Origin of the sequence: Serratia sp. SSNIH1 (assembly GCF_002935055.1) — a bacterium.
In the GTDB taxonomy this organism is placed as follows: Bacteria; Pseudomonadota; Gammaproteobacteria; order Enterobacterales; family Enterobacteriaceae; genus Serratia; species Serratia nevei.
The window spans coordinates 880,750-892,982 of record NZ_CP026383.1; the positions used below are offsets into that span (position 1 = coordinate 880,750).

A 12,233-nucleotide genomic window follows, 5' to 3' on the forward strand; every position below is an offset into this window, starting at 1 on the left:
GTTGTATCTCACCGCGTCTTTGCCCACAATAAGTGGCAAGTTGGGTTTATGTATAAGCTTAACGCAGTATTTTGAGCGCCAAAAGTGAAGAATTCGCCTGTTGCGCGGCGGTGGCAAAGCGCGGCGGGCGGCGTCCGGAACAAGGCTGAAGAGGGCTGCCGTCATGATAGCACGGAGTCTGCCCTGGCCCCGGAGCGAACACCATAACAGGAAAGTAAAATCAATAAGGAGAACACGTGCCAAAGTACCCGGTCATGTGCTTGATAGCTGTGTTGCTTGCGGCACCTGCAGCCTACGCAGCGAACGTGCGGTTGCAGGTGGAAGGGTTAAGCGGAGAGTTGGAAAAAAACGTTCGGGTGCGCCTGTCGTCGATCACGCCTGAAGAGGTCGGCACCGACGGTCGCTTCCGCGCACGGGTGGATGAGGCGGTGCGCCAGGGGCTGCGCGCGCTCGGCTATTACCAGCCGACCATCGAATTTACGCTGGACGATCGGCCGGGGATGTCGCGCCCGGTGCTGCATGCCAAGGTCAATCCGGGCGAACCGGTGCGTATCGCCGGCGCCAACATCGTGCTGGAAGGCGGCGCGAAGACCGATGAGGACTACCTGGCGCTGGTAAAGAAGGACCGGCCGACCATCGGCGAGATCCTCAACCACGGCAAGTATGACAGTTTCAAAGGCTCGCTCACCGGCCTGGCGCTGCGCAAAGGCTATTTCGATGCCGATATGACCAAAAGCCAGCTCGGCGTGGCCGAAGATTTGCACAAGGCGTTTTGGGATATCGATTTCAACAGCGGCGAACGTTACCGCTTCGGCAAGGTTAAATTCACCGGCTCGCAAATCCGCGAAGACTATCTGCAAAATCTGGTGCCCTTTCATCAGGGGGATTACTACAGTTCGGAGGATTTGGCCGAGCTGAACCGCCGTTTGTCCGCCACCAACTGGTTCAACTCGGTGGTGGTATCCCCTGATTTCAATGATGCCAAAGAGAACAAGATTTTGCCGTTGGACGCGCTGGTGACGCCGCGCACGCGCAACACCGTCGAGACCGGTATCGGTTACTCCACCGACGTCGGCCCGCGGGTGAAAGGCACCTGGAAAAAGCCCTGGCTCAACGATCGCGGGCATAGCCTGGAAACCAGCGCCAGCGTGTCGGCGCCGGAGCAGCAGCTGGATCTGACCTACAAGATCCCGCTGCTCAAGAACCCGCTGGAGCAGTATTACCTGCTGCGGGGCGGCCTCAAGAACGTCAATCTTAACGACACCAAGTCCGTCACCTCCAAAGTGGTGGCCTCGCGCAACTGGGATCTCTCCAGCGGCTGGCAGCGGGCGATCAACCTGACCTGGCGCTGGGATAACTTTACCCAGGGTAGCGTCAGCAACACCACCATGCTGCTGTATCCCGGCGTCAGCTTCAACCGCACCCGCTCGCGCGGTGGCCTGATGCCGACCTGGGGCGACAGCCAGCGCTACTCTATCGACGTGTCCGACACCACTTGGGGTTCCGGCGTGGACTTCGCGCTAATGCAGGCGCAGAACGTGTGGATCCGCACACTGGCCGACAAGCACCGTTTCGTGGCGCGCGGCCAGGTGGGCTGGATCGAAACCAACGATTTCGACAAGGTGCCGCCGGATCTGCGCTTCTTCGCCGGCGGTGACCGCAGTATTCGCGGCTACAAGTACAAAGACATTTCGCCGCGCGATGACGACGGCAAGCTGACCGGCGCCTCCAAGATGCTGACCGGCTCGCTGGAGTACCAGTACAACGTGACCGGCAAATGGTGGGGGGCGATGTTCGTTGACTCCGGTGAAGCGGTGAACGATATCAAGAAAAGCAACTTCAAGACCGGCGCCGGCGTAGGCGTGCGCTGGCAGTCGCCGGTGGGGCCGGTGAAGCTGGATATCGCCGCGCCTGTGGGAGACAAGGACACCCACGGGATGCAGTTCTACATCGGTTTGGGGCCTGAACTATGAGCCTGGTTAAAAAGATTTGTCTCGGATTTCTGGTCGTTCTGCTGTTGCTGATCGGCGGCCTGGCCTTCCTGATAGGCACCACCACCGGTTTGCATATGGTCATCAACGGCGCGGCGCGCTGGGTGCCGGGGCTGGAGATCGCCGGCGTCAGCGGCGGCTGGCGCGATCTGACGCTGAAGGGCGTGAAATATCAGATGCCGGGCGTGACGGTCAACGCCGGGCAGTTCCATCTCTCACTTGACCTGTCCTGCTTTAAACGCAGCTCGCTGTGCGTCAATGCCTTGTCCGCCCAGGATGTGGACGTGGCGGTGAACACCAAAGAGATGGCACCTTCCGCGCCGGTGGAGGAGAGCAGTGAGCCGACCACCAATCTCAGCACGCCTTACCCCATCACGCTGCGCCTGTTGGCGTTGAACAACGTCAAGGTCACCGTCGACGACACCGCCATCTCTCTGGCCGAGTTCCGCACCGGCGCGCAGTGGCAAGAGCGCGCGCTGACGTTGATGCCGACCAAGATCGGATCGCTGCTGATCGCCTTGCCGAAAACCCCGCAAAACCCGCTGCCGGAAGCGGTGCAGCCGGCGGTCGAGGTGGCGAAAAAGGTCGGCGAGCAGGTTACCGACGCGGCGAAGCCGGCACCTCAGCCGGAAGAGAAGCCGCTGGGCGAAACGCTGAAAGAACTGTTCGCCAAACCGCTGTTGCCGGATCTGCCGGACATCCGCCTGCCGCTGGATATCACCGTCAAAGAGATCCGCGGCGAGCAGCTGCGCTTGACCGGCGATACCGACGTACTAATCACGAGCCTGTTACTGCAGGCCAGCACGCAGGATCAGCATATCCAGCTGGACAACTTCGACGTGAAGTCGCCGCAGGGCACGCTGTCGGTGCAGGGGCAGGCAACCCTGACCGGCGACTGGCCGGTGGCCCTGACCGCCAACAGCGCGCTGAATATCGAACCGCTGAAAGGTGAGAAGGTGAAGCTGAACATCGGCGGTGGGCTGCGTGACGAGCTGAACGTGGCGCTGAACCTGTCCGGCCCGGTCGGCGCCCAGCTCGATGTGCAAACCCGGCTGGCCGAAGCCGGCCTGCCGCTGGCGCTGACGTTGCAGAGCAAGCAGTTGAAATGGCCGCTGAGCGGCGAGGCGCAGTATCAGGTCAACGATTTCCGCCTGCGCTTTAACGGCAAGGCGACCGACTACGCGCTGTCGACGCGCGCCAATCTGAAAGGCCAGGATCTGCCGCCGGCGGTGCTGACGCTGGACGGCAAAGGCAACGTCGAGCAGTTCAAGCTGGAGCGCCTGCGGCTGGCGGCGCTGCAGGGCAATACCGATCTTACCGCGCTGGTGGACTGGAGCAAGGCCATCAGCTGGACCTCGCAATTGACGCTGAGCGGCATCAATACCGCCAAGCAGTGGCCGGAATGGCCGGCGAAGCTGGATGGCAAGATCACCACGCGCGGCAGCCTGCACGGCGGCAGCTGGCAGCTGCAGGTGCCGGTGCTACAGCTGGACGGCAACGTGAAGCAGAATAAGGTCACGGCGCGCGGCACGCTGAGCGGTAACGCCGCCGGGCAGTGGAAAATCCCCGGCATCGATCTGGCGCTGGGGCGCAACCAGCTGAACGTCAAAGGGCAGCTGGACGAGAAGAGCTGGAACCTGGACGCCAACATCGACGCGCCGCGTTTGGACGGCGCGCTGCCGGGTCTGGGGGGCACCGCCAAAGGGATGCTGAAGCTGCGCGGCAATCTGCAGGCGCCGCAGCTGCTGGCGGATTTGACCGCTTCCGGCTTGCAGTGGCAGGCGCTGCGCATCAACCGCGTGAAGATCGATGGCGACGTGCGCTCCACGGATCAGATCCAGGGGCAGTTGGCGGTACGCGTCGAACAGCTGAAGCAGGATGCGCTGGAGGTCAGCCTGCTGACCCTCGACGCCAAAGGCAGCGAGAAGCAGCACCAGCTGCAGCTGAAGATTGACGGCAAGCCGGTCTCCGGCCAGCTGGCCCTGCAGGGCAGCTTCGATCGTCAGCAGCAGCGCTGGCGCGGCAATCTGAACAACACCCGTTTCGATACGCCGGTCGGGGAATGGCGCCTGACGCGCGCCATCGCGCTGGACTACCTGAACACCGAGCAGAAAATCAGCGTCGGGCCGCACTGTTGGCAGAACCCGAACGCCGAGCTGTGCGTGCCTAAGACCATTGAAGCCGGCCAGAGCGGCCAGGCCAGCGTGGTGCTCAACCGGTTCGACCTGGCGATGATCAAGCCGTTCCTCGGCCCGGACACCGCCCTGAGCGGCGTGTTCACCGGCCGGGCTGACGTCAACTGGAAGCCGGGCGGCGCGCTGCCGGAGGCGAAAGTCACGCTGGCCGGCAACGGCGTCAAGGTGGTGCAGCAGGTGCAGGGCAACGCGCTGCCGATCGCCTTCGATACGCTGACCCTCAACGCCGGCCTGAATAACGGCCGCGCGCAGGCCGACTGGCGGATCAAACTGACCAACAACGGCCAGTTTGACGGCAATATCCAGGTGGCGGATCCGCAGGTGCGGCGCACCATCAGCGGCAACGTCAATATCACCAACATCTCGCTGGCGCTGATCAACCCGGCGCTGATGAAGGGCGAAAGCGCGGCGGGCATGCTGAACGCCAACCTGCGCCTGGGCGGCAGCGCGCAGAAGCCGCTGGTGTTCGGGCGCTTGGCGTTGGATCGGGCGAAGGTGCAGGGGCACTGGATGCCGTTCGACATGACCGACGCGCGGCTGGCGGTGAATTTCAACGGCATGACCTCGACGCTGGAAGGGTTGCTCAGCACCACGCGCGGCCAGCTGAATCTGGCGGGCGATGCCGACTGGCGCGATATCAACGCCTGGCGTGCGCGCATTGCCGCCAAGGGCGACAAGCTGCGGGTGACGGTGCCGCCGATGATCCGCATCGACGTGTCGCCGGATCTGGTGTTTGAAGCCACGCCGCAGCTGTTCTCGCTCAACGGTAAGGTCGACATTCCCTGGGCGCGCATCACGGTGCAGGAGCTGCCGGAAAGCGCGGTGGGCGTCTCTTCCGACGAGGTGATGCTGGACGACCAGCTGAAGCCGATTCAACCTAAGACCGCGTCGATCCCGATCAACAGCAATCTGATGATCCACGTCGGCAACGACGTGCGGCTGGACGCGTTCGGCCTCAAGGCCCGCCTGAAGGGCGATTTGAAAGTGGTACAGGACAAGAAAGGGCTGGGCCTCAACGGCCAGATTGACATCCCTTCCGGCCGATTCCATGCTTATGGTCAGGATTTGATCGTGCGTAAAGGGCAGCTGATGTTCTCCGGCCCGCCGGATCAGCCGCTGCTGAATATCGAGGCGATCCGTAACCCGGAATCCACCGAGGACGATGTGACCGCCGGCGTGCGGGTGACTGGCCTGGCAGATGCGCCGAAGCTGGAAGTGTTCTCCGATCCGGCCAAATCGCAGCAGGAAGCCTTGTCTTATCTGCTGCGCGGCCAGGGCTTGAGCAGCTCCGGCGCCGACGGCAACGCCATGACCTCGATGTTAATCGGCATGGGGGTTGCACAAAGTGGTCAACTTGTGGGTAAAATCGGCGAGGCATTCGGCGTGAGTAATTTGGCTCTGGACACTCAGGGGGTTGGCGACAATTCCCAGGTTGTCGTGAGCGGCTATGTCCTCCCAGGCTTACAAGTAAAATATGGGGTGGGCATTTTCGACTCGCTGGCCACGCTGACGTTGCGTTATCGCCTGATGCCTAAGTTGTATCTTGAAGCGGTGTCTGGTCTCGACCAGGCATTAGATTTGCTCTATCAGTTTGAGTTTTAGCGATGCGAATAATTGTCTACGGCAGTTTACGGCGCAAACAGGGAAACAGCCATTGGATGACCAACGCCCAATGGCTCGGCGAGCACGAGCTCGAAGGCTATCAGATTTATAATCTGGGCCATTACCCGGCGGCGATCCCTGGAGAGGGCACGATACATTGCGAGGTGTATCGTATTAACTCATCGATTCTGGCAGAGCTGGACGAACTGAAAAGCAACACCAAGGACTATAAGCGCGAGCTGATTCAGACGCCTTATGGGAGTGCGTGGATCTACCTGTACAAACACAGCGTGGACGGTTACCCGCGGATTACCAGCGGCGACTGGCTGAAGCGTCTCGACGAGCAGTAAGAAAAAAAACACCGCTCAATGAGCGGTGTTTTTTCATCGGACGGCGGCTGGCATTACTTCTTGGCAGCGCGTTCGAAGGAGGCGATGATTTCCGCTTTAGCCGCGGCAGCGTCTGCCCAGCCTTCCACTTTCACCCATTTGCCTTTTTCCAGATCTTTGTAGTGCTCGAAGAAGTGAGCGATCTGGGCTTTCAGCAGTTCCGGCAGGTCGTTCACGTCTTTCACGTGATCGTACTCTTTGGTCAGCTTGCTGTGCGGTACCGCAACCAGCTTGGCGTCTTCACCGGCTTCGTCGGTCATCTTCAGCACGCCAACCGGACGGCAGCGGATCACGGAGCCCGGCTGCAGCGGGTATGGGGTTGGGACCAGCACGTCAACCGGGTCACCGTCCAGAGACAGGGTGTGGTTGATGTAGCCGTAGTTACACGGGTAGAACATCGCGGTGGACATGAAACGGTCAACGAACAGCGCGCCGGTTTCTTTGTCGATTTCGTATTTGATTGGATCGGCGTTGGCCGGGATTTCGATTACTACGTAGATGTCTTCCGGCAGGTCTTTGCCAGCAGGGACCAGATTCAAGCTCATGTCGGTTTCCTTTAATCATCAAACCAGAAATGGAGTGGCGGCTATTATAGCGGACTCTTTTGCGATTTCCTGCCCTTTTCATCGTTGAAAACCCTGCGTGCCGGCGCACGGAGAATTTCCAGATTAATCCCGCCGCAGCATGAAGTTTTGCCTTCGCCTGCCGATAACTTCAACAAACAATAATGAGCCGGCAAAGCTGGCTCCGCGTTTTGCCACCCCTACTACGTCTGATCTCACTATTCTGAAGCCGGGAAGAACTCATGCTAAAAAAGATTACGGTGAAGGCTGGGCTGATCGCCCTGCTGAGCCTGATGACCATGCTGCTGATCATGGTCAGCGTTATTGGCGTCAACGCGATTAACGAAGGATCGCGTTCGATCCATACCCTTAACCAGATCCTCGGCGAAGAGCTGGGCTCGCTGGCCAACAGCTCCAACCTGACGCTGCGCGCCCGAACCGCCGCTTCGCTGGCGGTGCGCCAACGGGAGATCGGCCAGGTCGATGTCTCCGACGCCACCGTGGGCCGCATCTACGGTTACCTCGAGCAGTCGAACAAGGAAATGGCGCGCTTTGTCGGCGTCGGCACCGTGACCGATCGCGGCCGTGAACTCTCCAACCGCCTGCAAAACAGCTACCGCGCCTATCTGGAGCAGGGCGTGAAGCCGATGGCCGCCGCCATCAAGGCCGGCAAGATCGATGAGTATTATCACATTCAGGAAACGCGCATCTCCGCGCTGAGCATCGCGTTCGAAAAGGATCTCACCGATTTCCGCAGCTTCGCGATGAAGCTTGGCGCGCAGCAGGTGTATGACGCGGAAAACAACGCCAGCACCAAGATCTCGCTGATCGTGGTGGCGGGCCTGCTGAGCGTGCTGCTGGCGGTGCTGGCCTGGTTCGCGCTACGGGTGATCATTCTGCGCCCGCTGGACGAGTCCATCGCGCAGCTGGAACACATCGCCGGCGGCGATCTGACCCATGAGATCCGCGGCGAGGGCGATACCGAGATGGGCCGCCTGGTGCGGGCGATGCAGCGCATGCAGCAGGCGCTGGCCAGTTCGGTCAGCAAAGTGCGTGACGCCAGCAGCCAGATCGACACCGGTTCACGCGAACTGGCGGCCGGCAACCTGCACCTGGCGCAGCGCACCGAAGAATCGGCCGCTTCGCTGGAAGAGACCGCCGCCAGCATGGAACAGCTGACCTCGACGGTGAAAATGAACGCCGAGAACTGCGAGCAGGCCAACCAACTGGCGCTGAGCGTGTCCGATATCGCCAACCAGGGCAGCGACGTGGTCAGCCAGGTGATGAGCAAGATGCAGGCGATCACCGACAGCTCGCGCCGCATCGCCGACATCATCAGCGTGATGGACGGCATCGCCTTCCAGACCAATATCCTGGCGTTGAACGCGGCGGTAGAGGCGGCGCGTGCCGGCGAACAGGGCCGCGGTTTCGCGGTGGTGGCCGGCGAAGTGCGCAATCTGGCGCAGCGCAGCGCCCAGTCGGCGAAAGAGATCAAAGGGTTGATCGAAGCGTCGCAAAACCGGGTGCAGGAAGGCGAGCAGATGGTGGAGTCGGCGGCGCAGACCATGAGCGGCATCACCGGCGAAGTGGGCCGGGTCACGGCGCTGATGCGTGAGATCTCGGCGGCGACGCGCGAACAAAGCAGCGGCATCGAACAGGTGAACCTGGCGGTGGCGCAGATGGATCAGGTGGCGCAGCAGAATGCGGCACTGGTGGAAGAGTCGGCGGCGGCGACGCGCTCGCTGGAAGATCAGGCTCAGCTGCTGGCGCAGAGCATGGCGGTGTTCAAGCTGTAAGGCGATAAGGGTTCGGCGCGGCGCCGAACCCTTGCAAAGAACGCGTTACTCGTCCGGGTTTTCGGCGATGAAACGTTCTGCGTCTTCTACCATCGACTTGGTGCCGACGAAGAATGGCGCGCGCTGGTGCAGTTTCACCGGCGTGATGTCCAGAATGCGGTTTTTGCCGTCGCTGGCCTTACCGCCGGCCTGTTCGGCCAAGAACGCCATCGGGTTGCATTCGTACAGCAGACGCAGCTTGCCTTGCGGGTGGCTGGCGGTGCTTGGGTAGATGTAGATGCCGCCTTTCAGCAGGTTGCGGTGGAAATCCGCCACCAGAGAACCGATGTAGCGCGAGGTATAAGGGCGCTGCGTCGCTTCATCCTGCTCCTGGCAGTACTTGATGTATTTCTTCACGCCGAGAGGGAACTTGATGTAGTTGCCTTCGTTGATGGAATACATGTTGCCGCTCGCCGGGAAGCGCACTTTCTCGTGGGAGAGGCAGAATACGCCCAGAGACGGGTCGTAAGTAAAGGCGTGGACGCCGTAACCGGTGGTGTACACCAGCATGGTGGACGAACCGTAAACCACATAACCCGCTGCGACCTGGGCGCTGCCCGGCTGCAGGAAGTCTTCTTCGGTCACCGGCGTGCCGACCGGCGTGATGCGACGGTAGATAGAGAAAATCGTACCGACCGAGACGTTGACATCGATGTTGGACGAACCGTCCAACGGATCCATCAAAACGACATATTTGGCATTTTCAGCTCGCTCGCCGTCGAATATCACGATTTCATCTTCTTCTTCGGAAGCGATACCCGCAACTTCACCACGCGCTTTCAACGCCGCTTTCAGTTTTTCGTTCGCGTACAGGTCCAGTTTCATCTGAACTTCGCCCTGTACGTTGGACACCCCGCTGGTTCCCAGAATATCAACCAGGCCGGCCTTGTTGATGTCGCGGTGAATGATTTTGGCGCCCAGTTTAATTGCAGAAAGTAACGCGGTCAGCTCGCCGGTGGCGTGAGAGAAGTCGTGCTGTTTCTCGACGATAAATTCGCCTAACGTTTTCATGACACAATCCCTGAATCTACGGATGGATAGCGGCCTGTTAACAAACCGCCAACGTTTTCGCGTGCAGTGTAGCCCAAAGATGCGCGCCATTCATAGGCAAATCCATTTCTTCTGGACGATTCTGAGCGTTAGAATATGCCGACATTCGATGCACTCACATGAGAAACCTATGCGCATTCACATTCTTGGGATCTGTGGCACCTTTATGGGCGGGTTGGCGATGCTGGCGCGCTCACTGGGGCATGACGTCACCGGTTCGGACGCCAACGTCTATCCGCCGATGAGCACGCTGCTGGAGAACCAGGGGATCGATCTTATTCAGGGTTATGATCCAGCCCAGCTGGATCCGGCGCCGGATCTGGTGATCATCGGCAACGCCATGACGCGCGGCAACCCGTGCGTGGAGGCGGTGCTGGAGCGTGGCATCCCTTACGTTTCCGGCCCACAGTGGCTGCACGACGCCGTGTTGCGCGATCGCTGGGTACTGGCGGTTGCAGGCACCCACGGCAAAACCACCACCGCCGGCATGGCGACCTGGATCCTCGAGGCCTGCGGCTACCAGCCCGGCTTCGTCATCGGCGGCGTGCCCGGCAACTTCGACGTTTCGGCTCGCCTAGGCGGCAGCCCGTTCTTTGTGATCGAGGCCGACGAGTATGACTGCGCGTTCTTCGACAAGCGCTCCAAATTCGTGCATTACAGCCCGCGCACGCTGATCATGAATAACCTGGAGTTCGATCACGCCGATATCTTCGACGATCTGAAAGCCATCCAGAAACAGTTCCACCACCTGGTGCGCCTGGTGCCGGGCAAAGGCAAGATCATCCTGCCGGACAACGACAGCCACCTGAAGCAGGTGATGGCGATGGGCTGCTGGAGCGAGCAGGAGCTGGTGGGGGAAGAGGGCACCTGGCGTGCACAGAAGTTGACGCCGGATGCCAGCCATTACGCGGTGTTCCTCGACGGCGAACAGGTCGGCGAAGTGAACTGGGCGCTGGTGGGCGAGCACAACATGCATAACGGCCTGATGGCCATCGCCGCCACCCGTCATGTTGGCGTACAGCCGGCGGACGCCTGCCGCGCGTTGGGCGATTTCATCAACGCCCGCCGCCGTCTGGAACTGCGTGGCGAAGCCAACGGCGTCACGGTTTACGACGACTTTGCACACCATCCGACGGCGATCCTCGCCACTCTGGCCGCGTTGCGCGGCAAGGTCGGCGGCACGGCGCGCATTCTGGCGGTGCTGGAACCGCGCTCCAACACCATGAAAATGGGCATCAGCAAAAACGATCTGGCGCCTTCGCTCGGCCGCGCCGACGAAGTGTTCCTGTTCCAGCCGCACCACATTCCGTGGCAGGTGGCGGAAGTGGCGGATGCCTGCGTGCAGCCCGCGCACTGGAGCGCGGATCTCGACACGCTGGTGGACATGGTGGTGAAAACCGCACAGCCGGGCGATCACATTCTGGTGATGAGCAACGGCGGCTTCGGCGGCATTCACGATCGTCTGCTGGACGCGCTGGCGAAAAAGCAGGAACCGAAAGTCACCTACTGATCGCTCAGCTGCATCAGTCACATCAAGGGTCGCATTCGCGGCCTTTTTTACTTTTACGCCATAAAAAAGCCCTCGCGAGCGAGGGCAACGGGGTTCGTCGGATAGGACGACGAGAGGGTCTCTGGGAAATCGGCGTTTGCGTCAGAACTCGGCAGTGGCAGTGACGAGGGTAATCAGCTCTGCAAAGCCGTTCCCAGAGTTGTTATTTGTAAATCTCGGCGGTGGCGTGGTAGTTGCCTTCATTACGCGCTTCGATCACGCGGTAGGCGGTCGCGCCTTTCGCGTCGGCTTTCTCAGATAACGCCTGGCGAATGTCGGTCGGCGCGCCGTCGATGCCGCTGACGGTAATGGTGCCGATAGATTGCAGGTTGGCGGTCTGATCGTTAGTCACCAGCTGGGCGGCAGAAGCGCCGAAGGAGATGACAGACAGCAGGCCGAGTGCAGCAACAGTAGTTTTCATGTTCATGATAGCGATCCTTGGTCATAACAGCCTGGAAGGGCTTGGCAGCGATTTTTATTCTTGAAGGCCGTTACGACAGCGTTTGATTCCAGAGATGTATTGCCCGTTGCCGGGTAATGCCGGTACTTATTTGTAGATTTCAGCGGTCGCGTGGAAGTTGCCGTCATTGCGGGCTTCGATCACGCGGTAAGCGGTCGCCCCTTTGGCGTCAGCTTTGTCGGACAGCGCCTGGCGAATGTCGGAAGGCGCAGCGGCAACGCCGCTCACGGTGATCACACCGGCCGGCTGCAGTTTTGCGGCCTGAGTTGCGTCAACAGATTGTGCTGCAAATGCACCAAATGAAAGCATGGACAGAACGCTCAGGGTTGCAACGGTAGTTTTAATTTTCATCATCTCACCTCATCGTATTTTTTTATCAGTTCCAACGAACTGTGATTCAGTTCACGAAAATGAGTATACAGCTAGTAACGCTAAAAATTAATAGTCCGCTAACAGTTTCTAGTGAAACTTTAACCGCATGATCCTTATTTTTTATAACCATAAGGAATAAAAAACGCTCATAAAACGATCTTTTGATGCTAAATTTATGTAATTTCAATGAGGTAAGTGCTTTTGACCAAAAGTGCGGAAGATCACAG

At 59.9% G+C, this 12,233-nt stretch carries 9 protein-coding genes; 5 read left to right on the forward strand and 4 right to left on the reverse strand.

Annotated features, from left to right (window positions below; translation table 11 throughout):
• Nucleotides 1-254 precede the first annotated feature (254 nt).
• Genes C3F38_RS04195 through C3F38_RS04205 form a run of 3 tightly spaced genes read left to right on the forward strand, consistent with a single transcriptional unit; the run spans nt 255 to nt 6,138 of the window.
• Nucleotides 255-1,973 (forward strand): autotransporter assembly complex family protein, encoded by a 1,719-nt coding sequence (locus C3F38_RS04195; protein WP_176602345.1) that lies wholly within the window; start codon nt 255-257, stop codon nt 1,971-1,973.
• A complete protein-coding gene (locus tag C3F38_RS04200) occupies nt 1,970-5,788 on the forward strand; it encodes a translocation/assembly module TamB domain-containing protein (RefSeq protein WP_055317299.1) in 3,819 nt (1,272 codons plus the stop codon). Before C3F38_RS04195 ends, C3F38_RS04200 begins: the two co-directional genes overlap by 4 nt.
• A 2-nt stretch (nt 5,789-5,790) precedes the next feature.
• Nucleotides 5,791-6,138, forward strand: coding sequence for a gamma-glutamylcyclotransferase (locus C3F38_RS04205; protein ID WP_033648686.1), 348 nt, complete (start codon nt 5,791-5,793; stop codon nt 6,136-6,138).
• A 53-nt stretch (nt 6,139-6,191) separates the two neighbouring features.
• On the opposite strand, the gene ppa is transcribed toward C3F38_RS04205, so the two are convergent.
• Complete coding sequence (ppa, locus tag C3F38_RS04210) at nt 6,192-6,722, reverse strand: inorganic diphosphatase (protein WP_004933594.1); 531 nt, start codon at nt 6,720-6,722, stop codon at nt 6,192-6,194.
• Between the two features lie 260 nt (nt 6,723-6,982).
• On the opposite strand from ppa, the gene C3F38_RS04215 reads away from it, so the two are divergent.
• Nucleotides 6,983-8,536, forward strand: coding sequence for a methyl-accepting chemotaxis protein (locus C3F38_RS04215; protein ID WP_038879153.1), 1,554 nt, complete (start codon nt 6,983-6,985; stop codon nt 8,534-8,536).
• Nucleotides 8,537-8,581: 45 nt separating this feature from the next.
• Here C3F38_RS04215 and fbp read toward each other — a convergent pair whose 3' ends face one another.
• Nucleotides 8,582-9,586: a class 1 fructose-bisphosphatase gene (gene fbp, locus C3F38_RS04220; protein ID WP_004933587.1), complete on the reverse strand. Its 1,005-nt coding sequence runs from the start codon at nt 9,584-9,586 to the stop codon at nt 8,582-8,584.
• A gap of 169 nt (nt 9,587-9,755) precedes the next feature.
• Between fbp and mpl the strand changes: the two genes are divergently transcribed.
• On the forward strand, nt 9,756-11,135 hold the full coding sequence (gene mpl, locus C3F38_RS04225; protein WP_033636810.1) for a UDP-N-acetylmuramate:L-alanyl-gamma-D-glutamyl-meso-diaminopimelate ligase: 1,380 nt from the start codon (nt 9,756-9,758) through the stop codon (nt 11,133-11,135).
• Nucleotides 11,136-11,337: 202 nt separating this feature from the next.
• On the opposite strand, the gene yhcN (C3F38_RS04230) is transcribed toward mpl, so the two are convergent.
• Both yhcN (C3F38_RS04230) and yhcN (C3F38_RS04235) read right to left on the reverse strand, forming a co-directional pair.
• Nucleotides 11,338-11,601 carry a peroxide/acid stress response protein YhcN gene (yhcN, locus tag C3F38_RS04230; protein ID WP_004933578.1) on the reverse strand — a complete coding sequence of 88 codons (264 nt, stop codon included), beginning with the start codon at nt 11,599-11,601 and terminating at the stop codon, nt 11,338-11,340.
• 120 nt (nt 11,602-11,721) lie between these two features.
• Nucleotides 11,722-11,985 (reverse strand): peroxide/acid stress response protein YhcN, encoded by a 264-nt coding sequence (gene yhcN / locus C3F38_RS04235; protein ID WP_038879766.1) that lies wholly within the window; start codon nt 11,983-11,985, stop codon nt 11,722-11,724.
• Nucleotides 11,986-12,233: the final 248 nt, after the last annotated feature.

Excerpts from the sequence above, each read along its gene's own strand:
- C3F38_RS04195 (WP_176602345.1), top strand. The coding sequence starts at position 255 with ATGTGCTTGATAGCTGTGTTGCTTGCGGCACCTGCAGCCTACGCAGCG.
- C3F38_RS04200 (WP_055317299.1), top strand. The coding sequence starts at position 1,970 with ATGAGCCTGGTTAAAAAGATTTGTCTCGGATTTCTGGTCGTTCTGCTG.
- C3F38_RS04205 (WP_033648686.1), top strand. The coding sequence starts at position 5,791 with ATGCGAATAATTGTCTACGGCAGTTTACGGCGCAAACAGGGAAACAGC.
- ppa (WP_004933594.1), bottom strand. The coding sequence starts at position 6,722 with ATGAGCTTGAATCTGGTCCCTGCTGGCAAAGACCTGCCGGAAGACATC.
- C3F38_RS04215 (WP_038879153.1), top strand. The coding sequence starts at position 6,983 with ATGCTAAAAAAGATTACGGTGAAGGCTGGGCTGATCGCCCTGCTGAGC.
- fbp (WP_004933587.1), bottom strand. The coding sequence starts at position 9,586 with ATGAAAACGTTAGGCGAATTTATCGTCGAGAAACAGCACGACTTCTCT.
- mpl (WP_033636810.1), top strand. The coding sequence starts at position 9,756 with ATGCGCATTCACATTCTTGGGATCTGTGGCACCTTTATGGGCGGGTTG.
- yhcN (WP_004933578.1), bottom strand. The coding sequence starts at position 11,601 with ATGAACATGAAAACTACTGTTGCTGCACTCGGCCTGCTGTCTGTCATC.
- yhcN (WP_038879766.1), bottom strand. The coding sequence starts at position 11,985 with ATGAAAATTAAAACTACCGTTGCAACCCTGAGCGTTCTGTCCATGCTT.